We start from the raw sequence: 24,006 nt of genomic DNA on the forward strand, positions 1-24,006 counted from the left end.
TTTTTTTTATGCTTATTTTTGGCCGATAACTCATAACCACCTCAAAACTAATTTTATGAAAAAACAAGTATTGTTTCAACTGTTATTTTTGATACTAACAGTAACAAGTTACGCTCAGGTTACGACCTCCAACATTAGGGGTTTGGTCGTAGATGATCAAAAGGAGCCTTTGTTTGGCGCCAATATTGTAGCGGTCCATACTCCAACGGGAACAAAGTATGGTTCCATTACAAATGAAGATGGTAGATTCAATTTATTAAACCTCCGTGTAGGCGGTCCCTATATATTGGAAATTACATATGTTGGTTTTAAGACCTATACCCTAAATGATGTCTATTTATCCTTGGGCCAAACATTTAATGTAGATACCCAGTTAACTAGCGAAAGTCAATCCTTGGACGAGGTGACCGTAGTATCTGATCGTTCAGGGACTTTTAATAGTGATAGGACAGGGGCAGAGACCAATGTGGGCAGAAGGGAGCTGACACGTTTGCCTACAATTACCAGACCAGCACAGGATTTTACAAGATTGGAACCAACGGCCAGCGGTAATTCTTTTGGGGGTAGAAACGATCAGTTCAATAATTTTTCGTTGGACGGTGCCATATTCAATAACCCATTTGGATTAGATGCGGCAACACCTGGCGGCCAGACAGATTCTCAACCTATTTCCTTGGATGCCATAGACCAAATACAGGTTTCTACTGCACCATATGACGTTACACAGTCAGGTTTCACCGGAGCATCCGTTAATGCGGTAACAAAAAGTGGATCTAATGAATTCCATGGTACTGCCTATGGTTTTTTTAGAAATGAGGATATGACCGGGGGCAAGGTAAAAGGAGAAGATGTTGTTAAACCAAAATTGGAACAAAATCAATATGGTGTAAGTATAGGTGGCCCTATTATAAAAAACAAACTATTCTTTTTTGCCAATTTTGAAAAAGATGATAGAACAGATTTAGGAACCAATGGTTGGGTGCCTAATACAGGTTCTGGTGCAATTAACGAATCTAGGGTGTTAGAGAGCGACTTAATTGCAGTGAGAGATCAATTATTGGCAGTTGGTTATGATCCCGGTGCATATGAAGGTTTTGTGCATAAGGCAGAGTCTACAAAGGGTTTGCTTAAATTAGACTGGAATATTGATGATAACAATAGATTGGCGGTCATTTATAATTTCTTGAACGCCAGTAAGGAAAAGCCGGCGCACCCTACTGCTATTCAGTTTAGAGGGCCAAGTGCCAATACGCTTCAATTCCAGAACTCCGGTTATGAGATCAACAATGAATTAAAATCGGTTCAAATTGAATTGAACAGTACCCTATCGGAAACTGCTACGAATAAATTACAGGTAGGGTATACCCATTTCAACGACTATAGAAATCCATTTTCCACTCCAGCGCCATCAATTAATATATCCAAGGATGGTTCTAATTACATTATTGCGGGTCATGAACCGTTTTCCGCAAATAACAGATTGGATCAAAAAGTATTTCAGGTAACGAACAATCTTAATTTCTATAAGGGCGATCATACCTATACTGTAGGTTTTTCGTTGGAAAAATTTATGTTCGACAATTCATTTAACCTTACTGCTTATGGTTTTGATTTGTTCGGTAGTGTGGATATAGCAGATTTCGATGCAACCACATATGACTTTGCAGGCCCGCTATCAACCTTTAACGCAAATAATAGTGTTCCGGATGGTGAAGGTTGGGCACTGGCAGAAACCAATGTGGGTCAATTGGCATTTTATGTACAAGACGAATGGAACTTGAGTGAAAAGTTCAAGTTGACCTACGGCGTAAGGTTTGATAAGCCTTTGTTTTATGATTCTGCAGAAAAAGCACAAGATGTTATAGATAGGGCGTTTGTAATTGCAGATCAACCTTATCAAAACCCAAATACAGGAGAAACGGTATTTATTGATAATACCCAAATGCCAACCAATGATTGGCTGATTTCTCCAAGAGTAGGTTTCAATTATGATGTCTACGGAGATCGTTCATTGCAATTACGTGGTGGGTCAGGATTATTTACAGGACGTTTCCCATTTGTATGGTTAGGAAACCAAATAGCTGCCCCAGATGTATTTTTCCTTCAGGCTGTAGATCCAGAATATAAATTTCCACAAGTTTGGAGAACCAACATAGGTGCGGACAAGCGTTTGGATAACGGTCTGGTACTTACTGCTGATGTCTCCTACACCAAAGATATTAATGGTCCCCATGTCCAGAATTGGGCATTGACGTCCCCTTCCGGTAATTTATCCGGCGTGGATACAAGGGCAATTTATACAGATGCCGATTTATTGAATAGTTTTGGTCTAGGAGCAGGTCCGTATGTATTTACCAATTCCAACAAGGGTAGAATTTGGAACGCATCATTAAAAGCTGAGAAAACTTTTGATAACGGTCTGTATACTATGGTGGCTTATAGCTATTTGGACGCCAAGGATGTAAATTCTATTGAAGCGGAGATTACATCAGATGCCTTTGTAGGTAACCCAGTGGTCAACGACGCCAATGCAGATGTTCTGGCACCTTCAAAATATGGGGATAAGCATAGATTCATTGGTGTGGCCAGTAAAAATTGGACTTATGGCAATGATAAATGGGGGACAACCATTTCAACATTCTTTGAATATGCACAAGGAGGAAGATTCAACTACACATATGGAGGTGATATTAATGGTGACGGTTCCGGGATCAATGATTTGATCTATGTACCTACACCAGCAGAAATTGATCAAATGCAATTTTCAGCTGCTGGACAGGGAGCTGCATTCAATAACTATATTGAGCAGGACGATTATTTGAGCGGTAGAAGAGGACAGTATGCAGAACGCTATGGGGCATTGGCGCCATGGAGAGGTAGATGGGACCTTAAAATTCTTCAGGATTATAAGTTTAATGTATCTGCCACTAAAACAAATACTATACAATTCAGTATAGATGTATTGAATATTGGAAATATGATCAGTTCTGAATGGGGCTTGGTGCAACAACCAAATAATATACAGCCGGTTGGTGTATCTGTAGATTCGGATACAAACGTACCTACCTATACATTTAATCCAGATTTAACGGAAACTTTTGGTTATGATGCAAGTCTATTGTCAAGATGGCAAGCCCAATTTGGTCTACGCTATATTTTTTAAAAAGTGAAATAAAGTTAAAAAGCCCTGACAATTCTGTTGGGGCTTTTTATTTTTGCAATATGAAGTATACAAGACTTACAAAGGAACAATTGGAAGAATTGCACCAAGAATTCATTAATTTTTTGGCTACACAGTCCATTACGGGAGATGAGTGGGAGAAGATAAAAAAGGATAAGCCAAAAATTGCAGAAGAGGAAATAGATATTTTTAGTGATTTGGTGTGGGAAGGAGTGTTGACCAAGGTAGGCTACTTGGAAAATATTTCTAAGGATCAAATGCATTTGTTTCATCTCACGGATAAAGAAATGAAATTAATTTCGGTCAAAGTAATGAACCCAGAAGTTGACCTCACCACAAAAGAAGGCTTTGGTTGGTTCAAGAAAAATTGGCAATCGGACTTTGTAGAATACCTTACGGCTTCCAAAGCCTATACCGATGATAAGAACGTAGATAAGTTTTTGTTGCTGCAACAAGGTGCGGTCATAACCAAAGGGGAGTTGTACCAATGGTTTGAGAATGTAATTGAACCATCATAAAACTACTTGCATTTATTTATTAGTTCTTCTTCATTGTAGTCTAGGTCAATGAAGGTTATATTTGTAAATCAATCAAACATTCATGGCACAAAAACCATCCATACCAAAGGGTACGCGAGATTTTTCTCCTTCAGAAATTGCAAAACGTAATTATATTTTCGATAGTATAAAGAAAAATTTTCAAACCTATGGTTTTCAACCTATAGAAACACCCTCTTTTGAAAATTCCGAAACCTTATTAGGTAAATATGGGGAAGAAGGAGACCGTTTAATTTTTAAGATATTAAACTCGGGCGATTTTATAAGCAAGGTAGACGATGTTACCTATAGTTCTAAAAACTCGGCAACTATAGCTCCTAGAATAACGGAAAAGGCATTACGGTATGATTTGACCGTTCCTTTTGCCCGCTACGTGGTTATGCACCAGAATGAATTGGATTTTCCTTTTAAACGCTATCAAATTCAACCGGTTTGGCGTGCAGATAGACCACAGAAAGGCCGTTTTAGAGAGTTTTTTCAATGCGATGCGGATGTGGTTGGTTCAGACTCATTGCTGCAGGAAGTGGAGCTCATACAGCTTTATGATGCGGTATTTGCAGATTTAAAGTTAGACGGCGTAACCATTAAAATGAACAATCGTAAAATTTTGGCCGGTATTGCGGAAGTAATCGGTGCCAAACATTTATTGATAGATTTTACGGTTGCTTTGGATAAATTGGATAAAATTGGAGAAGAAGGTGTAAAGAAGGAAATGCTGTCAAAAGGCATTTCCAAGGAAGCTATTGATAAAGCGTCACCTTTGTTTGAACCACAGGGCAGTAATGTAAATCAATTAGAACGTTTGGAAACCTTACTTGAAAGTTCAGAGGAAGGTAAGAAAGGTTTGGAGGAGCTCCGGTATATCCTGGAAACCATTTCGTCCATTGGTCTGCAGACCGCAAAACTTACTATAGATGTAACTTTGGCCAGAGGACTAAATTATTACACTGGGGCTATTTTTGAAGTAGCAGCTCCAGAAGGTGTTAAAATGGGCTCTATTGGCGGTGGAGGAAGATATGATGATCTTACCGGTATTTTTGGATTGAAGGATGTGAGCGGAGTGGGAATTTCATTTGGATTGGATAGAATCTACTTGGTGTTAGAGGAACTAAACCTTTTTCCGAAGTCCGTAGATAGAACATTGGATGTGCTTTGTCTTAATTTTGGGGCAAAAGAGGCACTTGCCTCCTTAAAGTTGATAACCGTATTACGCAAAAATGGTGTATTTGCAGATGTGTATCCGTCCAATGCCAAAATCCAGAAGCAATTTAAATATGCCAACAATAGAAAAGTACCGTATGTCATTCTTTTGGGCGCGGAAGAATTGAATTCAAATTCCTTTATAGTAAAACATATGGAAAGTGGTCAACAGACTACCTATTCATTTTCTGAATTGGATAAGTTTATTTCAACCCTCTAGCAGCTGATGTTGTATGGCTTTGATAATTGTGCTGTAATATTGTAGCGAATGGGGAACGTATTGCGTGGTATTTATGTTTTCCACTTCTGTTTGGAAAGTTTCCAAGGACATTAGCTTAAGGTCATCTACTTCACTTTGTTGTTTAATCAATGAGGTTACCGGTACGCATAATTCAGAAATATAGGTATGGTGAAATTCACAATCCAACAACGTATTGGAATGGTTTTGAACCGATTTGAAAATTCCGATTTTTATAAGTTGTTCTTTTTGGATATCCAGCCCTATTTCTTCCTTTACTTCCCTTATTGCAGTATAAAGTGCGGTTTCTCCGAACCCTATGTGGCCAGCAACGGAAACATCCCACAATCCCGGAAATGTATCTTTGGTTATAGACCGTTTCTGCAATAAAATTTGTCCCCTTTTTGTAAAGAGCCAAATATGTACCGTTGCATGAAATAGCCCCTCTGCATGGGCAATAGACTTCATTTGAGATGTACCTGTAGCGGAACCATCCTTATTTAATATATCAATTAGTTCATCCATTTGTAAAAAAAAATCCCTCCATATTAATGAGGAGGGATTTTAAAGTTTAATCGAAATAACTAAAGGTTTCCCCTTCCTTAATATTTAATAATGTTTCATAAATAAGTTGAATTACATTTTCAACATCCTCCCTATGAACCATTTCAACCGTTGTGTGCATATACCTTAAAGGTAAAGAGATCAATGCAGATGCAACGCCGCCATTGCTATAGGCAAAAGCATCGGTATCCGTACCTGTTGATCTGGATGCGGCCATTCGTTGAAAAGGTATTTTCTTTGCTTCTGCGGTCTCTATTATACGCTCACGGAGTTTATTCTGTACAGCAGGGGCATAGGAAATTACAGGTCCCAATCCTATTTCAGTATGACCTTGGGTTTTCTTTTCGATCATTGGTGTGGTGGTATCATGGCATACATCCGTAATAATGGCCACATTGGGTTTTATGGTCTGTGTAATCATTTCTGCCCCGCGAAGTCCAATTTCCTCTTGAACGGAATTGGTAATATAAAGACCAAAAGGTAGTTTAACTTTATTTTCATGAAGTAAACGGGCCACTTCTGCAATCATAAAACCACCGGCACGGTTATCTATTGCCCTACATACAAACTTATCACCGTTCAAAACATGAAATGTATCAGGATAGGTTATAACGCATCCTACATGTACGCCCATTTTCTCTACCTCGGTTTTATCCTTAGCGCCTATATCAATACAGATATTGTCCAATTTTGGAGCAAGTTCCTCTTTTTCGCCTTTGCGGGTGTGTATGGCAGGCCATCCAAAAACGCCCTTTACAATACCCTTTTTAGTATGGATATTTACCCATTTGGAAGTTGCTATTTGGTGATCGCTACCTCCATTTCTTATGACATAGATCAAACCATTGTCCGTAATATAGTTTACGTACCAAGATATTTCATCGGAATGACCTTCTATAACCACTTTGTATTTGGCATCTGGGTTAATAACACCTACGGCCGTACCATAAGTATCGGTAATGAAGGTATCCACATAAGGTTTAAGATAGTTCATCCATAATTTTTGCCCCTCCCATTCATAACCGGTTGGTGCAGCATTATTTAAGTATTTTTCAAAAAAGTCCAAGGACTTATCCGTAATTATTTTTTTATTCGCCATCTACATAATTTTAAGATACAAACTTAACAATATTAGCGTTGTATTAATAATAACCTTTTGTATTAATCGTTAATTTTGGCAAGACTTTTGCTTAACCTGTGTCAATGAAATATGTATTCGTATTCTTTTTAATTATAGGAGGTTCCATACCATTATGTTTTTCCCAAGTAGAGGAACAGGAATTGGATTCCATTTCCGAAAGAATGATCATTGTTGCAGGTGACTCATTGATACAAAGTTCAATTGCACTTGAAGAGGCCTATGTTTTTGGGAAACTTAAATTTTCGTCATATGACGATAAATTGCGGTATTATATTCTGCGTAGAAAAACTGAAAAAGTCTATCCTTATGCCAAACTTGCCGCAGAACGGTTGGTGGAATTGAATGATAGTTTGGCAAGTATAAAGAATAAGCGAAAACGTAATAAGTATACAAAAAAGGTTCAGAAATATATTGAAGAGGAATTTTCTGAAGAGTTAAAAAAGCTTACCCGTACAGAAGGCCAAATTTTGGTAAAACTGATCTATAGACAAACGGGTTCTACCGCATTTGATTTGGTAAAGGACTTAAGAAATGGATGGCGTGCATTTTGGTACAATACCACTGCCAAATTATTTAAAATCAGTATAAAGGAAGAGTTTCATCCGGACCAGATTGAAGAGGATTATCTTATAGAGGATATCTTACAGCGCGCTTTTTCAAAAGGGAAATTGGAACGGCAGGCAACCGTGTTGGACTATGATTATGACCAACTTTACAACAAATGGAAAAAAACGACCAAAGTACCTAAGGATTAGCTGTTTTTTGTTTTTTGCCGAAGACGGATTCAACAATGGTGGATATTCCTTTAAACCCCATAATGACTGCCCAGCCGGCTAAAATAATCCCCAAAATGCACACAGGCCAAAATAACGGATGCTCTTGATTTTTAAAAGCTTGCCATAATACAAACGGTGCAGTAAACATTAACACTACCGTGGTTGCTAGTCTTTTAAGGCCTTTAACAAGCAAATCTTTATCAGTTCTCTTCATGTTGAATAACAATACTTTTTTTGTATTCCTGCACAATTGCAAAATAACCTAGTGCAAAATTGTTTGACCGCTCTACATTATCTTTGACATCATCATTGTCAATACCGGTTATATTGGTAATGTTGCCCCTAACCGTAGCTGCAGGAGTTTGAAAAGGACCCTGGTCACCACCTGATTGTACAATAATTTGGTTCATATAGTTATAGAATGCCTCTGTAGCACCCAATAGACTTATTTCTACGGTATCATCTGTATCCAAGGCCAGATCGGCATCGTAAAAATAGGAGAATACAAATGTTTGACCTTGATAGAATTCATCTTCGGTAACTAAATATTCATTAAAGTCAAAATCCAGAATATAAAAATCATCTCGTTCTCCATTATCGGTAAAAGTTACAATGACCTCGGTTTCATCTCCGGAAAATAGAGTTTGATCCCCTTGTTCCAAACTGTCTATTGGTACTGATTTTACATATGTGGTAGAAGCAAAATAGCGTTCTTGTTCGGTCTCGATAATAAGTTGAAAAACATCTCCTTCATTAATATTTTGAACCCTAATTCTTTGATCACTATCAAATGATGGATCAGGCACCCATTTACCACTACCAGGTTCAAGTTCGGTTAAATTAGAAACTCCGCCTCCTTCAAGTATTTCGGGTGCATCTATATTTGGTGTGCCATAATATATAACAGCGTTCTTTATATTGGCAACAGTATTGGTTTCAAAAAAGGAACTACTCTGTGTTACCGTGATTTCAATAGGCACATATTCTTCCGTTTCATCTACGCGTATAACGCCGTTGACAATAAGTCTTGTATCGTTTTCCGGTAAGGTCACGTCTATTACATCCTCACAGGATGCAACTAAGATCATCAATAGGATCAATGCTAGTTTTTTCATGATCTTACAGTTTAAAATTATAAGTTACTGCGGGCACAATGCCAAATATAGAGGTTCTAACAGCTTCATTGGCCCCGGTGTCATCATTACGTCTAAAATTAATTGAAGCGGCATTACGACGGTTGTAGACGTTGTAAAGGCTAAAAACCCATTCTCCCTTAATTTTTCTATCCGAATTTTTTCTAGGGGTCAAAGTTGCGGATAAGTCAAGACGATTATAGTCCGGTAAGCGCTCGCTATTTCGTTGTCCATAGTATGGAATGGTTAACCCTTCAAATTCAAATTGGCCTATGGGGTAATTGGTAGGTTGACCGGTTTGATAAGTGAAATTACTGCTAAAGCTCCATTTTTTATTTAAATCGTAGCTAACGAATACGGATATATCGTGGGTTTTATCATACGGTGTATTGTACCAATTGCCAAAATTGATGCCAGATTCCAAATTACTCCTGCCATTATCGGTAACCGCTGCTCTTCCCGGTGTTCGTTGTTCAGATTTAGATAGTGTGTATGCTAGCCATCCTTGTAAATTACCTTCATTTTTACGTAACAAAAGTTCAAGACCATACGCTCTTGCTTCACCGTTTAGAATAACCTGTTCAATGGCATTGTTGGCTATAAGGTTTGCACCGTCTATATAGTCAATTCTATTCTGTACATCTTTGTAAAATACTTCACTTTCCACAGAATAATCCCCATCTGCCAAATTTTTAAAATAGCCAAGGGCATATTGGTCCAACAACTGTGGTTCAATAAATGGCCCACTTGGCGTCCAGACATCTAAAGGGGTAGGGGAGCTTGTGTTGGATAAGAGATGTAGGTATTGTGCCAATCTGGTATAGCTGGCCTTGACCGAGCTGGTCGCTGTCATTGTATAGGAAAGGGAAGCTCTAGGTTCAAAATTTCCAAAAGTAGATAATGTGGTGCCTCTACCGGGATTGATTATATCTATGGGCTCCGCTTCCTTATAGATTAGTAATAAAGGATCAAATTCCACAGGATTGTTATTGGCATAGACATTTAGCTCATCTTGGCCTAAACGCATAAAATGACTATAGCGTAATCCGTAACCAACGCTTAAATTATCCGTAATACGTTGTTCCACATCAATGTAAGCGGCAAATTCATTGGCGTATTTTTGTATTAATTGCTCTTCTACAATTCCGGATTCGGAATTGCTAGGTTCAATCTTACCCGGATTAAATTGATAATATACATTGTTGATACCGTAGTTTACTTGAAGTTTGTCGCTTAGGTAATGCTTAAGGTCATATTTTACATTAAAATTACGTATGCCTGAATTCCAGTTAAACCCAACAAAATCCAATTTTAGGCCGTAATAATAGTCGGAATAAATTAATGATAGGTTGGAAAATAATTTATCTGAGAATAGATGATTCCACCTAAAATTTCCAACAGCGTTACCATAAGTGTTTACAAAACTATCATTGATTCCAAAAACATCCCTTCCAAAATAACCACTTAGGAAAATGTTGTTTTTCTCGTTAAGCCTATAATTTAATTTGGTATTTAAATCGTAAAAATAAGCGGTATTATCAATATCGAACAGGGGTAAAAAAAGGTGTGCGTATGAAGCTCTTCCACCAATCAAGAAGGCGGACTTATCTTTTTTAATTGGGCCTTCCAACAATAGTCTGCTTGCCACGGCTCCTATACCGCCATTCATTTTAAATTCCTTGCTATTTCCTTCTTTTTGAAAGATATCCAGTACAGAAGAAACCCTGCCACCATAACGAGCCGGAATCCCCCCTTTATACAATTTTACATCTTTTATTGCATCTGGATTAAATACAGAAAAGAAACCAAATAAATGAGAAGAATTAAAGATTATGGCCTCATCCAATAAAATTAGATTTTGATCGGCAGCTCCACCACGAACATTAAAACCAGATGCACCTTCACCTGCATTTGTTACGCCAGGTAGTAAAAGAATAGATTTTATGACATCTGCCTCGCCTAAAATAACCGGTATTTTTTTAATAGTGCCAATGGATAAGGTATTGACGCTCATTTGAGGTTTTCTAATATCCATTTTCTCCACGTTCTCACTAACAATTACTTCATCTAACTGCTCGGCCTCTTCGTTCATAAAAAAATCTATTTTTTTATTTTCGGATAAGACGATTTCCTGTGTGATATCGGTAAAACCTAAATAGCTGATACGGAGTTTGTAGGTTCCTTCTGGTAGGGTGATGGAGTAAAAACCGTATTCATTGGTAGTAACCCCTGTTTGTAATTCAGGAAACGCAACGGTAACCCCAATTAGTGTTTCATTACTTTGATTTTCTGAAATGGTACCACTTAGCGTATACTTTTGTTGGGCACAAGAAACAGACGGAAAAAGAAAAGCACAAAAAAGAATAATGAGTAAATATTCCTTCATCAATTTTTTTTGTAAAAATACTTAGAAAAGTAAGATGTTCCTAAGTTAAAAATTGACCCAATAAAAATACCCTTAACCAATGGTTAAGGGTATTGACTGTAAATATTATTGCTTTTATAGGGTATTAAGAATATTATTTAACGTTGTACTAGGACGCATAGCTTTTTCTACTAGTACTTCATCTGGTTTATAATATCCGCCTATATTTTGTTCAGAACCTTGGACATCGATCAATTCCTGAAGAATCTGGTCTTCTTGTTGGTTAATTTGACTGCTTACCGTGGTGAATATAGCTTTTAAATCTGCGTTGTCATTCTGTTCGGCCAAAGCTTCCGCCCAATATTTGGCTAAATAAAAATGACTACCTCTAGTATCCAGTTCCTTTACTTTTCTTGATGGAGACTTATCGTTCAATAGGAATTTTTCAGTGGCACTGTCCAATGTATCCCCTAGGATCTTAGCTTTGGCATTATCATTTTTCTCACCATAAAATTCCAAAGAAACGCCTAAGGCCAAAAATTCTCCCAACGAATCCCAACGCAAGTGTCCTTCTTCCATAAATTGCTCCACATGCTTGGGAGCGGAACCACCTGCTCCAGTCTCGAACAATCCTCCACCGTTCATTAAAGGAACGATCGATAACATTTTTGCACTGGTACCCACTTCTAAAATTGGGAATAGGTCGGTCAAGTAATCCCTAAGAACATTTCCTGAAACGGAGATGGTATCTTTACCGGCCTTCATCCTTTTTAAGGTGAATTCCGTAGCTGCCGTAGGAGCCATAATTTGAATATCAAGATCTTGGGTGTCTTCGTTTTTTAGATAAACATTGACTTTCTTTATCAGTTCCGCATCATGGGACCTGTTTTTATCCAACCAAAAAATTGCAGGGACATTGGTGGCCCTTGCTCTTGATACGGCCAATTTCACCCAATCCTGCACGGGGGCGTCTTTCACCTGGCACATACGCCAAATATCCCCTTGTTCAACTTCATGTTCTAAAAGCACTTTTCCGGAAGCAATGTCCACTACTTGAACTTTACCAGACTCTTGAATTTCAAAAGTCTTGTCATGGGAGCCATACTCTTCTGCCTTTTGTGCCATTAAGCCTACATTAGGTACCGTGCCCATAGTGGTGGGGTCAAAAGCACCATGTTTCTTGCAAAAATCTATTGTTGCAGTATAAATACCGGCATAACTACTGTCTGGAATAACAGCTTTGGTATCTTGTGATTTACCTTCGGAATTCCACATTTTTCCTGAATTTCTAATCATTGCTGGCATTGAAGCATCAATAATTATATCACTTGGTACATGTAGATTGGTAATTCCCTTATCTGAATTTACCATGGCCAAATCTGGACCGTCATTAAAAGCTTCATCCAAATCTTTTTGAATCTGGCTGCTTTCTTCGGAAGGTAATTGTGCTATCTTCTGATATAAACTGGCCATACCGTCGTTAGGACTGATACCTAACTTGTCAAATGTGGCCTCATATTTTTTGAATACCGGCTTTAAAAACGTTTCTACTACGTGTCCAAAGATAATTGGGTCCGATACTTTCATCATTGTAGCCTTTAAATGCACGGAAAATAATACACCCTTATCTTTAGCGTCCTTAATCTCTTTTTTAAGAAAGTCTAATAACGCTGTTTTACTCATAACGGTGGCATCGATAATCTCACCGGCCAATAGGTCAATATTTTCTTTTAATATGGATGTAGCACCGTTGCTTACCAATTTTATTTGTACGGCAGTTGCGTTGGGCACGGTCAAGGATTTTTCATTGGCTTGGAAATCACCTTCGCCCATAGTAGCAACATGGGTTTTGGAATCTGTGCTCCAGGCCCCCATACTATGTGGATTTTGTTTGGCGTAGTTTTTAACGGCTCTTGGAGCTCTACGGTCAGAGTTGCCCTCTCTTAACACGGGGTTTACGGCACTACCTTTAATCTTATCGTATTTAGCCTTTATTTCTTTTTCTTGGTCATTTTTAGGCTCGTCAGGATAATTGGGTAAGTTATATCCCTTTGCCTGCAGCTCTTTAATGGCGCCGTTCAATTGCGGTACGGAGGCACTGATATTAGGTAGCTTAATAATATTTGCTTCCGGCATTTTGGCCATTTTGCCCAATTCTTCCAAATCGTTAGATACCCTTTGTTCTGGCGTTAAAAATTCTGGAAAAGTTGCGGCTATTCTGCCTGCAAGTGAAATATCCTTGGTTTCAATCTGTATTCCCGAAGTTTTGGTAAAAGCTTTTACAATAGGTAAAAATGACTCTGTTGCCAATGCTGGCGCCTCGTCAGTTTTGGTATAAAATATTTTGGACATATTTGGTTTTGTTTTTAATTAAAGCGGAACAAATATACAATTTTATATAGGCTAAAAAGATAGGATTTGCCTGAATATTTAAGGATAGAAAGGAAGATTTGTGAAATAACAAAAGCCATATCATTGTACAAGTACATTGATATGGCTTTTTAGAAAAAGTTTACGGACAGTTTGTTTTAATTTTTCATTAAAACGGCAACCCTTGATTGCACCCGCTTCACTGATTCAACGTTTGAAATAATGGACATCCCTAACAAGCCGTTCAGGATAACATCATATTTCATTTTTATTACCTTCATTAATTACATAATGCTTACTTACATAAGTCCTAATAATTAATTCATTAAAACTAGGATAAAGCGACAGCCTTATTTGTTTTAACTCACTTGAATTTATTGCATTGCAACTATCAAGTTCAGTAATAATCCAAAGAACGCAAACTTTGAAATGACCTTAACATCGGATTTCTTGGTTATCCTTATTTAACAATCACACCTCAAGATATAAAAAATTTTGTTTGTTTTCGTTTTTTTTAACTATTTATTAATCAACAGGTTGTAAACTTGTGTTGTTCACAATTGTTAATAAAAAAAGCTCCGTTTCATAGTTGAAACGGAGCTTTTATATGACTGCGGATATTTATTATCCTCTAACTTCTTTGATTCTGGCTTTCTTACCGGTCAATTCACGGAAATAGTAAATTCTAGATCTACGTACTTTACCACGCTTATTAACTTCAATTTTTTGAAGAGCAGGTAAGTTGATAGGGAAGATACGCTCTACACCTACGGTACCTGACATTTTACGGATGGTAAAAGTTTCAGTAGCGCCGGTTCCCCTACGTTGAATTACTACACCTTTAAAAAACTGTGTTCTGGTCTTTTCACCTTCTCTAATCTCATAGTACACTGTAATAGTGTCACCAGATGAAAACTTTGGGAATTCTTTTTTGGTTACGAATTCGTCTTGTACAAATTTTATTAATGATTCCATTGTATTGTTAATTGGAATTAGGTCAAAGCAACATTCACGATTTTCGTCAGAGGTTGTTCTAACAGGGTGCAAAAATAATACTAATTTTATAACCTACAAGTATTTTTTGCGATTTTTAAAATTATAGGGGTTATATTTTATTTTAATAAGTCCGGACGTAGTTTTTCGGTTCGCTCCATGGCCTGGTTTTCGCGCCATTCCTCTATTTTGCCAAAATTACCGCTTAAAAGTACATCGGGTACCTTCATACCTTTATATTCCGCTGGCCTTGTATAAACCGGTGGGGCCAAAAGCCCGTCCTGAAAAGTATCGGTTAGGGCAGAGGTTTCATCATTGAGTACGCCGGGTAAAAGTCTAATTACTGCATCACAAAGGACGGCTGCCCCCAATTCGCCACCGGAGAGCACATAATCGCCAATTGAAATTTCCTTAGTAATATAGGCGTCCCTTATTCTTTGGTCAACACCTTTATAGTGGCCGCACAAAATTATGATGTTGTCTACCATGGACAATTGATTTGCCATTTGCTGATTTAGGGTTTCGCCATCTGGGGTCATATATATGATTTCATCATAATCTCGTTGTGACCTTAAATTGGATATGCATTTGTCAATTGGTTCAATCATGAGTACCATTCCTGCTCCACCACCAAATTGGTAGTCGTCTACATTTCTATATTTAGTTGTGGTATAATCCCTGAGGTTGTGAAAATGGACTTCAACCAAATTCTTTTCAATGGCTCTTTTAAGTATTGAAGCTTCAAAAGGACTGGTCAATAATTCGGGTAATACCGTAATGATGTCTATACGCATGGTGTGTAAGCGGATTATTTAACCGACCAAAAGTAGTGAAAACAATGCGAATCTTTCTTCCAGCCTAATTTTTCATATAATTTCTGGGCAGGATTGTCTACGGCAGTTTCTAGGGCCAAACCTTTATAATTATGGGAAGTACAATACTCTTGGGCTTTTAGCAACAAATCTTTTCCAATGTTTTTATTGCGAAAAATAGGATCAACGTACAAGTCGTTCAAAATTAGGGAGGGTTCTAGACTTACAGATGAAAACGTAAAGTATAATTGTACAAAGCCTACGGCCTTGCCATCTATATATGATGTAAAAATGATTGATTCTTGGTTTTTGATTCGCTCGTTCAAAAATAAAGTTGCGGCGTGGATATTTGACTGCTGTCCGTAAAAAATACGGTAGCCGTCAAAGAGATGAACCATATCCCTAACTTGTGCTAAATCAACTTGTAAAATAGTATTCATGGTAAAAAAAAGCTCCTTGGTAAGGAGCTTGTGTATTTATTTCGTTTTTTTCTGTTTATTGATTTCATCTTGAAGCTGCCTACTGATTTTTTGCTCTCGTTCCAGTGCCCTTCTTCGATGATCTTCATATTCTACCTCAAGTTCGGATAAATTCTGTTTTGCCTCTTGAGTTAGGATGTTACTGTTTCTAAATTTATAAATAAATAAGCCCAGTAACAGGAACAACCCTCCAATAATGGTCCATAATATAAAATTGTAGGTTCCTTTTGATACCGGAATACCAATAAATGACATGCTATCCTTTTCTTCTGTTACCGCCACTAGGTTAGTAGTGGTTTCTTCCAACTTTTTATTCAAAGAACTAATGGTTGTCTCATGTTCGGATATTGTAGCCTTAAGTTCACTCGTTTTTTTGTTCATAGCAGCGATGGAATCCAATACGTTTTTACGTATCTTGAATAAGTTGGATTCCTTGACGACCTCGTACCTGACTCCATCTGCCCTGTAATTACCGGAGCGTTTGGATATATAGTCGAACTGATTGCTAATGGGTCCTTCATCCAAAGATAGTTTGTCATCTTCTTCAGTTTCTTGTGCATATTGTAGGTTTGCAACAAGTAGGAATGCCAGAACTAATAGTATTCTATTGAATTTCATGTAATAGGTTCTTGTATTAAAAAAAATGATTTAGAGTGGGCTAAAGTAATTTATTAAAGTCAATTTAGAAAAAAAAAAGGGCAAAGGTTATAAGCCTTTATTAATGTACGTAGCGTATTAAAAAAAAGATGTTTTTTCTTAAAATTAGTAATAGGTAAAGCGGCGCACTTTGGCAATATATTTAGCTAATCGTATGACTTGATGCGAGTAACCGTATTCATTATCATACCATATGTAAAGTACTATTTTTTTTCCTGTATCTGAAACTATGGTAGCGCAACTGTCATATATAGATGGAGCAGAAGTGCTAATGATGTCGCTAGATACAAGTTCTTTGTTGAGCGAATATTTTATCTGCTCTACCAAATCTCCTTCCAAAGCATATTTTTTGATCATGGTATTGATACCTTCCAAGGAAGTTTTTTGGTCAACTTCTATATTTAAAATGGCCAAGGAACCGTTTGGTACGGGCACTCTAATGGCATTTGAAGTCAGCTTGCCTTGAAGGGAGGGTAAAGCCTTGGCAACCGCCTCTCCGGCACCGGTCTCCGTAATTACCATGTTCAATGCTGCGGCCCTACCTCTACGATATTTACTGTGCATGTTATCCACCAAGTTCTGATCATTGGTATATGCATGAATCGTTTCCAAATGTCCATGTTTTATACCTAAGGTTTCTTCAATAACTTTTAGGATAGGACTGATTGCATTTGTGGTGCAGGATGCTGCTGAAAATAATTGGGCGCTATCAGGATCGTATTCTAAATGATTGACACCATGTACAATATTGGCTATTCCTTTACCGGGAGCGGTAAGTAATACTTTTTCTGCTCCCTTGGCCTTTAAATGCCTTTCTAGCTGTTCCTTTGTTCTAAAGGCCCCTGTATTATCAATGATTAGGGCATTGGAGATTCCGTATGCTGTATAATCTATTTCTTCCGGTGCGTTGGCATAGATTACATGGACCGTTGTGCCGTTAATGATTAATTTTTGGTTTTCATGATCGGTATTTACGGTACCGTTAAATATTCCGTGTACGGAATCGGTACGTAATAAACTGGCTCTTTTTTCAAGATTTTCGCTAGTATCCTTTCCTCTAACCACAATGGCCCTTAACCGCATTTGGTTTCCTTTACCGGTTTTGGACATCAATTCCCTGGCAACTAATCTGCCAATTCTGCCAAAACCATAAAGCACAACATCCTTTGGTTCTATACTTTTATAGTTCTGTGCGGTTTTTAATTTATCGAACACAAATTCCTTTACATTGTCAAAGGTATTATCGTCAGAGTGAAATTCATATGTTAGTTTACCAATGTCCAATTTGGCAGGAGGTAAAGGAATACTTGATATTGCGCGTAAAATTTCTACGGAATCAAAAATTGATATTGGTTTCTGGACAAACTCACCTGCATATTCATGCAAATGGATAATGTCACTTACATTTTTATCGATTACTTGGTTCTTGAACAGAACAATTTCTATCGATTTATCATACCATAGGTCACTTACAATTTTTATGAATTCTGTTGTAGCCTTTCTTCGATCGGCCTGAAAGGCCAATTCCTTTTCATACGTGGTGGTTGGAACCATAATCAGTTGATGGGTTTTTTGTTGTTTTTTGCGAAATTATGAAAATTAATAGCTTTTAATGTGAATTATTATTAAAAAAGCCTTCGTTGTTGCGAAGGCTTTAATTTTTAGAAGTTTACTATTGGAAAATCAATCGATCTCGTTCACCATTGGATCCCAACATGGTAATGACCGTTTTATCATATTTTGAAATAGCGCCAAATGCATTATATGCATCGTCAATATTCCCAATTTCTACCTCATCTACTTTTATGATCACTTTTTCGGACAAACCATATCCTCTATACCGTTCGGGCACACCAATAATCTTAACCCCGGTTTTGGTCCTATACACTTTCTTGTCATGTTCGGTCAGGTTTCTGACTTCAAGACCCATTTCTGGAACTACCAACTGTTGCCGTTCTTTTAGTGTTAGCGGCAATTCCATAAGTTCCTTATCCCTGTCGATAACAACATTTAAGGTGTCGCCAGGTCGTTTGGTAGAAAGATATCCGGTTAGGTCGGGATATTTGTGTACGGTAATTTCGTCCACTTTTTTAATAATATCCCCAATTTTCATACCTGCCTCTTCTGCAGCGGATTCAGGCTCTATACGTTCAATATATACACCATCTATATTATTGATTCCTTTTTCAATGGCATCACGTGTATTTACAGGAGCGGGACTAATACCCATAAATCCTTTTTGTACATTTCCATATTCCAGTATATCCTGAACAACCTTTTTGGCAATATTACTGGGCACTGCAAAGGAATATCCTATATATGAACCAGTTTGGGATGATATTGCTGTATTGATGCCCACCAGGTCACCATTTGTATTTACCAATGCACCACCGGAATTTCCAGGGTTTACCGCGGCATCCGTTTGGATAAAGGATTGGTGCTTGCCCAAATTACGCGCTTTGGCACTAACGATACCTGCAGTTACCGTAGAGGTAAGGTTAAACGGATTGCCAACGGCAAGGACCCATTCCCCAATCTTAGTCTGGTCAGAGTCCGCAAATGCCAAATAAGGAAGTTTTTCCTTTGCATCTATTTTTAATAAAGCTATATCTGAATTGGGATCTGTCCCAATCAATTCCGCATCATATGTTTTATTATTGTTCAAGGTAACCTGTAACTGATTTGCTTTGGAAATGACATGATTGTTTGTGACTATATATCCGTCAGATGAAATAATGACTCCTGATCCCGTTCCAATTTGGGGAACGGTACTACCGCCATGCCCATAGAAAATATCAAATATGGTGGTGGGGCTTTTCCTGAGGGTAATATTGGCCACGTGAACTACAGCGTTGACCGTATTTTCTGCAGCTGTGGTAAAATCAACTTCATTTATACCCGCTCCTTTTGCGGAAGTGGGTGTATAGCTCGTATTGACAAAACCATTCTCACTGGTTTGGGTAATAATGGTAAAGTTTTCTTTCTCGATGAAAAATTTATATCCCACTAAGGTAATTGCACCTGCAAAAACTGCTACAAGAAGAAGACTAGCTATTTTTTTCATAATCTATTTAAATTTAGCAAACTACCTGTAAAATTACTGGTTTTTATGAGTATTTATAAGCGTTTAACTACTTTTTAACTACTCTTTGCAACTTAATTATGTGGTATATTTGTCACTTTAAAATAACATGAAAAATACATTTTACAAATATCAGGGTACAGGGAACGATTTTGTCATGATCGATAACCGAAACGGGGACTTTTCCCATACGGATAGCACCTTGGTCGCGCATTTATGTGATCGACGGTTTGGAATAGGTGCAGATGGCCTCATTTTATTGGAAAATGATGATGACACAGATTTTAGGATGGTATATTTTAATGCGGATGGTAATGAAAGTACCATGTGCGGTAACGGCGGAAGATGTATTGTGGCCTTTGCCCATTTTTTAGGTATAGTTGATGATGAAATGGAGTTTATGGCCATAGATGGGCCCCATAAGGCACTAATACAGGGGGACATGGTAAGTTTAAAAATGCAGGATGTTAGTGAAATAAAGGAAAAGTCCAACGCCCTATTTATGAATACAGGCTCGCCACACCATGTGCAAATGGTGGAAGGTCTAAAGCTATATGATGTAAAAAAAGAAGGAGCTCGTTTACGGTACGGGGTGTATGGAGAGAAAGGAAGTAATATTAATTTTGTTGAAGCAAATACAACGAACGGATTTAATATACGCACTTATGAACGTGGTGTAGAAGATGAGACACTTTCGTGTGGTACCGGGGTTACTGCGGTAGCCTTGGCAATGCACCATTTAGGAAAGACTAGTGCCAACCAAATTGCAATAAGTGCATTGGGCGGTAATTTAAGTGTTGATTTTAAATATAATAATGGCTCTTACACTGATATTTATTTAAAAGGTGCGGCTAAACAAGTATTTAAAGGCGAAATGGAGTGGTAACATTAAAAGGAAATATAGTGTATTTAAGGGCCTTGGAACAAAAGGACCTGAATTTCCTATATGAATTGGAAAACAATACCTTGGTCTGGGAAATAAGTGGCACGGTTACACCTTATTCCAAAGATGTGCTACAGCTGTATTTGGACAATGCCCATAGGGATATTTATGATGTAAAGCAATTACGTTTGGTAATCTGCAATCTTGAACATAAGACAATTGGATTGATCGATCTATTTGATTTTGACCCCTACCATAAACGGGCAGGTCTCGGAATAGTTATTCATGATGAGGCACAGCGTAATAAAGGTGTTGGGGCAGAAGCCATAAGTTTATTGTGTAATTATGTATTTCAGGTGTTGGGATTACGGCAGGTATATGCCAATATATTGGAAGATAATATAGCAAGTATGCATTTGTTCCAGAAATTAGGTTTCATTCCCGTAGGTGTAAAAAAAGATTGGGTACGTGTGGGGAGTACATACAAGAATGAAATTTTATTGCAAAAATTGAATACGTAATGAACATTAAGCGAATTATTTTAGGGGTAGTAGTATTGGGATTAATCGGTGGAGCAATATTTGCCTATATTCTTTATAGTACTTTTTTTACGCCCAATACCAGTTTTGAAACGAAAGAAGCTTATGTGTACATTCCTACCGATGCTTCAACAGATTTATTGAAAGAACAATTGACACCTTATATAGACAATTGGGAATCATTTAAATCTGCAGCGGACAAGAAAGGATATCTACAGAATATTAAAGCGGGTAAATACAGGCTTAAAAAGGGCATGAATAATAATGAGCTGGTAAACTCCCTAAGAAGCGGCAACTTACCGGTGAAGGTTTCATTTAATAATCAAGAGACCCTACAGGATTTGGCGGGTAGGATAGCGGCACAGATAGAGGCGGATAGTATGGCATTGTTGGCAGCGTTTGAGGATAAACCTTTTTTGGATGAAAATGGTTTTAATGATGCCAATAAATTAGCGGTATATATTCCTAACAGTTATGAATTTTTCTGGAATACATCTGCTACAGGATTTAGGGATAGAATGCTGAAGGAATATCAACGTTTTTGGACCAAGGAACGTAAGGACAAGGCAAATGCTTTGGGGTTATCTCCAAACGAAGTTATGGCATTGGCTTCCATAGTACATAAGGAAACTGCCAAAGTAGATGAGCGGCCACGGGTTGCGGGAGTTTATTTGAACAGGATAAGAAAAAATATGTTGTTACAAGCAGATCCAACCGTAATCTATGCCATAAAAAAAGAAACGGGAAATTTTGATACGGTTATTAAACGTGTGCTATATAAAGACCTGGAATTGGATTCTCCATATAATACCTACAAGTATTTAGGTTTGCCTCCTGGACCAATTGCCATGCCGGACATTACTGCAGTGGATGCTGTTTTAAATCCGGAAAAACACAATTATTATTATTTTGTAGCCAATGTTGAAAAATTTGGGTATCATATGTTCGCGGAAAGTTTGGCGCAACATAACCGAAATAAAGCACAATACATCCGGTGGATAAACTCCCGTAAAATCAAAAGATAGGTAAATTACCCGAATTTTAGCACTTGTTAACTAAATCTTGATAGTTTTAACAGAACCTTCTCATTCTACATAAATTTCCATTCTACCTTTGTCTTTGAAATTTAAGCAGGCAAATAGTAGTCGCCGTAAGTCTTAAGAAATAGATACTATGAAAAGATGGATATTGATAAGTTGTCCTCTTGTTATGATGTTTATTTTATCTGGTTACGGGTTTAAAACATTAAAGGTTAGTGTTCCGGATCAGCTTAAAATGAAAGAACCTACTCTAGTTTCGTTTCCTCAGGACGAAACATCTTTACCCGGTTATGAAATTAGACCTCCCTATATTGGCAGTCAGTTTATAGGATTTAAGGAAGCCTTGGCCTTTAAAGAATCTCAAGGAAATTATTTTGTTACCAATACTTACGGATATTTAGGAAAATATCAATTTGGCTTAGGGACATTGGCGCTTGTAGGTATCTATGACGGCAATCATTTTTTAAGCAATCCGGAATTGCAGGAACGTGCGTTCTATGTTAATATTTCACGTAACAAGTGGATTTTACGTAAAGATATAAAGCGTTTTGTAGGAATGAAAATGCGGGGTATTGAGATTACGGAATCCGGAATATTGGCCGCTGCGCATCTAGCGGGTCCAGGAAATGTAAAGATCTTCTTAAGGTCACAAGGAAGAATGGACATAAAGGACGGATATGGGACAAGTATATCTAATTATATGAAAAAGTTTTCAGGTTATGATATTTCTATAGTTTCACCAAAAAGAAACCCTAGAATTTAAAAGTTTAAGTAGATATGAAAATGGGAAACCTTGGCATTTTTTTGTCAAGGTTTTTTTTATGCTTGAATAATAAAGATTGCGGGTCGTTTATGTAAATCTACATGTTCCCTTTTCCAATTTATAGCCGTTTTGGTTTTAATATATTCCGTAGGCAACGTAATATCTGCGGCAACGCAAATTCTTGTACTTGGGGCCAATGTCTTAATCAGTTCCTCTAACATTTTATTATTGCGGTAGGGCGTTTCAATAAATATTTGCGATTGATTTTCCTCCTTGCTTTTTCGTTCCAAAGTTTTAATATATTTTTTGCGCTCGGCTCCATCAATGGGTAAATAGCCGTTAAAGGCGAAATTTTGGCCGTTCATGCCACTTGCCATTAATGCCAATAATATGGATGAAGGGCCTACCAAGGGTACTACCTGTAGATTTTTTTCATGTGCGATTTTGACTACTGCTGCACCCGGGTCTGCAATACCCGGGCAACCGGCCTCTGAAAGGATACCAATATCAAAACCTTCTAAACAGGGGTTTAGGAATGTAGGTATTTCTTGTTGTTCAGTAAACTTATTTAATAGGAACAATTTAAGTGATGGCTGGGATTTTCTTGGACTAATCTTTTTAATAAAATGGCGAGCGGTTTTTTCGTTTTCTACAATATAATGGTCTAACCGCTCTATTGTTTGCTTTATGGAAATTGGTAACACCTCTAAAGGGGCCATATCTCCCAAGGTAGATGGAATCAAATAAACACTTCCAGATTTTCCGCTGTGCTGTGTACTCATATTAATTATTTATTTTGGCGGCTATTATTTCACAAGCTTCATCGATCATCTGAAATACGTTCTCAAATCCATCGTTGGAGTCATAGTAAGGATCCGGAACTTCACGGTCCGTAGCATCTATTTCGTTTAAAATTAACCTTACTTTTGAGCTATCCTGTGTATTACGGGCCTGGGCAATAATAGTTCTATAATTACTTTTGTCCATAGCGTAGATTAAATCAAAACGGTCAAAATCTGAAATAGAAAATTTTCGGCATCGTTGCTTGCTGATATCTATTCCGTGGTCAAAAGCTACTTTTATTGATCTAGGGTCAGGTGGGTTGCCTATGTGGTAACCGGCAGTACCTGCAGAATCTACTTTTATTTGGGTGTTCGCTACTTTATTTTGGAGTATACCTTCCGCCAATGGGGACCTACAGATATTTCCTAGGCAAACCATCAACACGTTCAT

22 protein-coding genes are annotated in these 24,006 nt (G+C 37.6%); 8 read left to right on the forward strand and 14 right to left on the reverse strand.

Annotated elements, in window-relative coordinates; all coding sequences use genetic code 11:
• The first annotated feature begins 55 nt into the window (after window positions 1-55).
• The 3 genes from CHB68_RS07100 to hisS all read left to right on the forward strand — a co-directional run bounded on the left by CHB68_RS07100 (window position 56) and on the right by hisS (window position 5,158).
• On the forward strand, window positions 56-3,163 hold the full coding sequence (locus CHB68_RS07100; RefSeq protein WP_089260162.1) for a TonB-dependent receptor: 3,108 nt from the start codon (window positions 56-58) through the stop codon (window positions 3,161-3,163).
• A gap of 59 nt (window positions 3,164-3,222) precedes the next feature.
• Entirely contained in the window at window positions 3,223-3,699 is a 477-nt protein-coding gene (locus CHB68_RS07105) for a DUF6495 family protein (protein WP_089260595.1), read from the forward strand.
• Between the two features lie 82 nt (window positions 3,700-3,781).
• On the forward strand, window positions 3,782-5,158 hold the full coding sequence (gene hisS, locus CHB68_RS07110) for a histidine--tRNA ligase (protein ID WP_089260163.1): 1,377 nt from the start codon (window positions 3,782-3,784) through the stop codon (window positions 5,156-5,158).
• Here the strand turns inward: hisS and CHB68_RS07115 are convergent.
• Window positions 5,147-5,701, reverse strand: a complete 555-nt coding sequence (locus tag CHB68_RS07115; protein WP_089260164.1) for an NUDIX hydrolase — start codon at window positions 5,699-5,701, stop codon at window positions 5,147-5,149. The genes hisS and CHB68_RS07115 overlap by 12 nt on opposite strands.
• Window positions 5,702-5,747: 46 nt before the next feature.
• Window positions 5,748-6,839: a M42 family metallopeptidase gene (locus CHB68_RS07120; protein WP_089260165.1), complete on the reverse strand. Its 1,092-nt coding sequence runs from the start codon at window positions 6,837-6,839 to the stop codon at window positions 5,748-5,750.
• 104 nt (window positions 6,840-6,943) lie between these two features.
• Here CHB68_RS07120 and CHB68_RS07125 point away from each other — a divergent pair, with 104 nt between their 5' ends.
• Entirely contained in the window at window positions 6,944-7,636 is a 693-nt protein-coding gene (locus CHB68_RS07125) for a DUF4294 domain-containing protein (protein WP_089260166.1), read from the forward strand.
• On the opposite strand, the gene CHB68_RS07130 is transcribed toward CHB68_RS07125, so the two are convergent.
• From CHB68_RS07130 to CHB68_RS07175, 10 genes are all read right to left on the reverse strand, one after another.
• Complete coding sequence (locus tag CHB68_RS07130) at window positions 7,626-7,871, reverse strand: DUF6095 family protein (protein ID WP_089260167.1); 246 nt, start codon at window positions 7,869-7,871, stop codon at window positions 7,626-7,628. The genes CHB68_RS07125 and CHB68_RS07130 overlap by 11 nt on opposite strands.
• The gene (locus CHB68_RS07135) at window positions 7,858-8,772 is read right to left on the reverse strand and encodes a DUF4249 domain-containing protein (protein WP_089260168.1); all 915 of its coding nucleotides are present in this window, start codon (window positions 8,770-8,772) and stop codon (window positions 7,858-7,860) included. Before CHB68_RS07135 ends, CHB68_RS07130 begins: the two co-directional genes overlap by 14 nt.
• Window positions 8,773-8,776: 4 nt before the next feature.
• A complete protein-coding gene (locus CHB68_RS07140) occupies window positions 8,777-11,176 on the reverse strand; it encodes a TonB-dependent receptor (protein ID WP_089260169.1) in 2,400 nt (799 codons plus the stop codon).
• A gap of 114 nt (window positions 11,177-11,290) precedes the next feature.
• A complete protein-coding gene (locus CHB68_RS07145; RefSeq protein ID WP_089260170.1) occupies window positions 11,291-13,507 on the reverse strand; it encodes an NADP-dependent isocitrate dehydrogenase in 2,217 nt (738 codons plus the stop codon).
• A gap of 642 nt (window positions 13,508-14,149) precedes the next feature.
• Window positions 14,150-14,500 carry a 50S ribosomal protein L19 gene (gene rplS, locus CHB68_RS07150; protein ID WP_089260171.1) on the reverse strand — a complete coding sequence of 117 codons (351 nt, stop codon included), beginning with the start codon at window positions 14,498-14,500 and terminating at the stop codon, window positions 14,150-14,152.
• A gap of 137 nt (window positions 14,501-14,637) precedes the next feature.
• Window positions 14,638-15,312 (reverse strand): tRNA (guanosine(37)-N1)-methyltransferase TrmD, encoded by a 675-nt coding sequence (trmD, locus tag CHB68_RS07155; protein WP_089260172.1) that lies wholly within the window; start codon window positions 15,310-15,312, stop codon window positions 14,638-14,640.
• A gap of 14 nt (window positions 15,313-15,326) precedes the next feature.
• Window positions 15,327-15,770, reverse strand: coding sequence for a GNAT family N-acetyltransferase (locus CHB68_RS07160; protein WP_089260173.1), 444 nt, complete (start codon window positions 15,768-15,770; stop codon window positions 15,327-15,329).
• A gap of 36 nt (window positions 15,771-15,806) precedes the next feature.
• A complete protein-coding gene (locus CHB68_RS07165) occupies window positions 15,807-16,427 on the reverse strand; it encodes a tRNA (guanine-N1)-methyltransferase (protein WP_089260174.1) in 621 nt (206 codons plus the stop codon).
• A 144-nt stretch (window positions 16,428-16,571) separates the two neighbouring features.
• A complete protein-coding gene (locus tag CHB68_RS07170; protein ID WP_089260175.1) occupies window positions 16,572-18,020 on the reverse strand; it encodes a glyceraldehyde-3-phosphate dehydrogenase in 1,449 nt (482 codons plus the stop codon).
• A gap of 118 nt (window positions 18,021-18,138) precedes the next feature.
• On the reverse strand, window positions 18,139-19,530 hold the full coding sequence (locus CHB68_RS07175; protein ID WP_089260176.1) for a S1C family serine protease: 1,392 nt from the start codon (window positions 19,528-19,530) through the stop codon (window positions 18,139-18,141).
• Between the two features lie 127 nt (window positions 19,531-19,657).
• Here CHB68_RS07175 and dapF point away from each other — a divergent pair, with 127 nt between their 5' ends.
• The 4 genes from dapF (at window position 19,658) to CHB68_RS07195 (ending at window position 22,773) form a co-directional block, all read left to right on the forward strand.
• Window positions 19,658-20,434 carry a diaminopimelate epimerase gene (gene dapF / locus CHB68_RS07180; RefSeq protein ID WP_089260177.1) on the forward strand — a complete coding sequence of 259 codons (777 nt, stop codon included), beginning with the start codon at window positions 19,658-19,660 and terminating at the stop codon, window positions 20,432-20,434.
• The gene (locus CHB68_RS07185) at window positions 20,428-20,952 is read left to right on the forward strand and encodes a GNAT family N-acetyltransferase (RefSeq protein ID WP_089260178.1); all 525 of its coding nucleotides are present in this window, start codon (window positions 20,428-20,430) and stop codon (window positions 20,950-20,952) included. Before dapF ends, CHB68_RS07185 begins: the two co-directional genes overlap by 7 nt.
• Window positions 20,952-21,995 (forward strand): endolytic transglycosylase MltG, encoded by a 1,044-nt coding sequence (gene mltG, locus CHB68_RS07190; protein ID WP_089260179.1) that lies wholly within the window; start codon window positions 20,952-20,954, stop codon window positions 21,993-21,995. Before CHB68_RS07185 ends, mltG begins: the two co-directional genes overlap by 1 nt.
• Window positions 21,996-22,143: 148 nt before the next feature.
• The gene (locus CHB68_RS07195) at window positions 22,144-22,773 is read left to right on the forward strand and encodes a hypothetical protein (RefSeq protein WP_089260180.1); all 630 of its coding nucleotides are present in this window, start codon (window positions 22,144-22,146) and stop codon (window positions 22,771-22,773) included.
• Between the two features lie 56 nt (window positions 22,774-22,829).
• On the opposite strand, the gene CHB68_RS07200 is transcribed toward CHB68_RS07195, so the two are convergent.
• Together CHB68_RS07200 and CHB68_RS07205 are read right to left on the reverse strand one after the other, a co-directional pair.
• Window positions 22,830-23,555, reverse strand: coding sequence for an SAM-dependent methyltransferase (locus CHB68_RS07200; RefSeq protein ID WP_089260181.1), 726 nt, complete (start codon window positions 23,553-23,555; stop codon window positions 22,830-22,832).
• A gap of 1 nt (window position 23,556) precedes the next feature.
• The gene (locus tag CHB68_RS07205) at window positions 23,557-24,006 is read right to left on the reverse strand and encodes a low molecular weight protein-tyrosine-phosphatase (protein ID WP_089260182.1); all 450 of its coding nucleotides are present in this window, start codon (window positions 24,004-24,006) and stop codon (window positions 23,557-23,559) included.

This window comes from Maribacter sedimenticola (assembly GCF_900188415.1).
GTDB lineage: Bacteria > Bacteroidota > Bacteroidia > Flavobacteriales > Flavobacteriaceae > Maribacter > Maribacter sedimenticola.